This is a genomic window from Pediococcus argentinicus, from assembly GCF_001437605.1.
Taxonomy (GTDB): domain Bacteria; phylum Bacillota; class Bacilli; order Lactobacillales; family Lactobacillaceae; genus Pediococcus; species Pediococcus argentinicus.
In genome coordinates, this window is record NZ_JQCQ01000059.1 from 1 (window position 1) to 3309 (window position 3309).

General features: G+C 48.7%; 2 rRNA genes. Both read right to left on the reverse strand.

The features are described from left to right. Positions 1-2: 2 nt before the first annotated feature. Positions 3-119 (reverse strand): 5S ribosomal RNA (rrf, locus tag IV88_RS08820). A 97-nt stretch (positions 120-216) separates the two neighbouring features. Further along, a 23S ribosomal RNA gene (locus IV88_RS08825) occupies positions 217-3141 on the reverse strand. Positions 3142-3309: the final 168 nt, after the last annotated feature.

Below are 3309 nucleotides of genomic sequence, written 5' to 3' on the forward strand. Positions count from 1 at the left end.
TTGCATGGCAACGTCCTACCCTCGCAGGGAGCGATCCCCCAACTACTATCGGCGCTAAGAAGCTTGACTTCTGTGTTCGAAATGGGAACAGGTATATCCTTCTTGCCATCGTCACCACACTCTGCGCTAACTTACGTTATCGCTGAGAGAAATTTGTTCTCTCAAAACTAAACAATATCTAATTTCTTCATTTCCTCTAAGAACTACCACTTTAACTTGGTTAAGTCCTCGACCGATTAGTATTAGTCCGCTCCATGTATCACTACACTTCCACTCCTAACCTATCTACCTGATCATCTTTCAGGGGTCTTACTTGCCCGAAGGCAATGGGAAATCTCATCTCGAGGTGAGTTTCACACTTAGATGCTTTCAGCGTTTATCTCATCCATACATAGCTACCCAGCGATGCTCCTGGCGGAACAACTGGTACACCAGCGGTATGTCCATCCCGGTCCTCTCGTACTAAGGACAGCGCCTCTCAAATTTCCTACGCCCGCGACGGATAGGGACCGAACTGTCTCACGACGTTCTGAACCCAGCTCGCGTACCGCTTTAATGGGCGAACAGCCCAACCCTTGGGACCGACTACAGCCCCAGGATGCGATGAGCCGACATCGAGGTGCCAAACCTCCCCGTCGATGTGAACTCTTGGGGGAGATAAGCCTGTTATCCCCAGGGTAGCTTTTATCCGTTGAGCGATGGCCCTTCCATACGGTACCACCGGATCACTAAGCCCGACTTTCGTCCCTGCTCGACCTGTCTGTCTCGCAGTCAAGCTCCCTTCTGCCTTTACACTCTACGAATGATTTCCAACCATTCTGAGGGAACCTTTGGGCGCCTCCGTTACTCTTTAGGAGGCGACCGCCCCAGTCAAACTGCCCACCTGACACTGTCTCCCGCCACGCTTAGTGGCGCGGGTTAGAGGATTCATACAACGAGGGTAGTATCCCACCAACGCCTCCATCGAAACTAGCGTTCCGACTTCTACGGCTCCTACCTATCCTGTACAAGCTGTACAAATACTCAATATCAAGCTACAGTAAAGCTCCATGGGGTCTTTCCGTCCTGTCGCGGGTAACCCGCATCTTCACGGGTATTATAATTTCACCGAGTCTCTCGTTGAGACAGTGCCCAAATCGTTACGCCTTTCGTGCGGGTCGGAACTTACCCGACAAGGAATTTCGCTACCTTAGGACCGTTATAGTTACGGCCGCCGTTTACTGGGGCTTCAGTTCAAAGCTTCGCTTACGCTAACTTATTCCCTTAACCTTCCAGCACCGGGCAGGCGTCAGCCCCTATACGTCATCTTACGATTTTGCAGAAACCTGTGTTTTTGATAAACAGTCGTTTGGGCCTCTTCACTGCGGCTGATCGTTAGATCAGCACCCCTTCTCCCGAAGTTACGGGGTCATTTTGCCGAGTTCCTTAACGAGAGTTCTCTCGCTCACCTTAGGATACTCTCCTCGACTACCTGTGTCGGTTTGCGGTACGGGTAATTAGATTCTAACTAGAAGCTTTTCTCGGCAGTGTGACATCAAGACCTTCGTTACTATAAATTTCACTCCCCATCACAGCTTGTCCTTAATGAGAAAAAGCATTTGACTCTTTCTCAGACTTACTGCTTGGACATCCATTTCCAATCGGATGCTATCTTTAGCCTGCTGCGTCCCTCCATTGTTCAAACAAATCTAACTAGTACAGGAATATCAACCTGTTATCCATCGTCTACGCCTCTCGGCCTCGACTTAGGTCCCGACTAACCCTGGGAGGACGAGCCTTCCCCAGGAAACCTTAGTCATTCGGTGGATGGGATTCTCACCCATCTCTCGCTACTCATACCGGCATTCTCACTTCTAAGCGCTCCAGCAGTCCTCACGGTCTACCTTCATTGCCCTTAGAACGCTCTCCTATCACGCCACCTAATGGTGGCATCCACAGTCTCGGTAATATGTTTAAGCCCCGGTACATTTTCGGCGCAGAATCACTCGACTAGTGAGCTATTACGCACTCTTTAAATGGTGGCTGCTTCTGAGCCAACATCCTAGTTGTCTATGCAACTCCACATCCTTTTCCACTTAACATATATTTAGGGACCTTAACTGGTGGTCTGGGCTGTTCCCCTTTCGACGATGGATCTTATCACTCACCGTCTGACTCCCGGACATAAATCAATGGCATTCGGAGTTTATCTGAATTCGGTAACCCATGACGGGCCCCTAGTCCAAACAGTGGCTCTACCTCCATGATCCTAATTCCGAGGCTAGCCCTAAAGCTATTTCGGAGAGAACCAGCTATCTCCAAGTTCGTTTGGAATTTCACCGCTACCCACACCTCATCTCAGCACTTTTCAACGTACACGAGTTCGGTCCTCCAGTGCGTTTTACCGCACCTTCAACCTGGACATGGGTAGGTCACTTGGTTTCGGGTCTACATCCGCATACTTATTCGCCCTATTCAGACTCGCTTTCGCTACGGCTCCGTCTCTTCAACTTAACCTGGCATACGAACGTAACTCGCCGGTTCATTCTACAAAAGGCACGCCATTACCCATTAACGGGCTCTGACTTCTTGTAGGCACATGGTTTCAGGAACTATTTCACTCCCCTTCCGGGGTGCTTTTCACCTTTCCCTCACGGTACTGGTTCACTATCGGTCACTAGGGAGTATTTAGCCTTGGGAGATGGTCCTCCCGGATTCCGACGGAATTTCGCGTGTTCCGCCGTACTCAGGATCCTGAACTGAGGGAGCTTGATTTAATTTACGGGGCTATCACCCTCTTTGGCAGATCTTCCCAGATCTTTCAACTATCAAACTCTTTGGTAACTCAAATGTTCAGTCCTACAACCCCAGAAAGCAAGCTTTCTGGTTTGGGCTCTTCCCGTTTCGCTCGCCGCTACTCAGGGAATCGATTTTTCTTTATATTCCTGTGGGTAATGAGATGTTTCAGTTCCCCACGTCTACCTTCACACATCCTATGAATTCAGATGCGGATAACAAGCGGTAAAGCTTGCTGGGTTGCCCCATTCGGAAACCCCCGGATCAAAGCTTACTTACAGCTCCCCGAGGCATATCGGTGTTAGTCCCGTCCTTCATCGGCTCCTAGTACCAAGGCATTCACCATGCGCCCTTCCTAACTTAACCTAACTTCACCTGACGGTGAAGCGGTATTTATGAGTTTTACTTAGCGATTATTCTATCGAACTAATCTTGTTTTATAACTCTTAAAAAACGCGGTGTTCTCTCGGTTTAATTATATTAAATAATTAAAATTTAGAAAATTAGATATTATTTAGTTTTCAAAGAACAAAT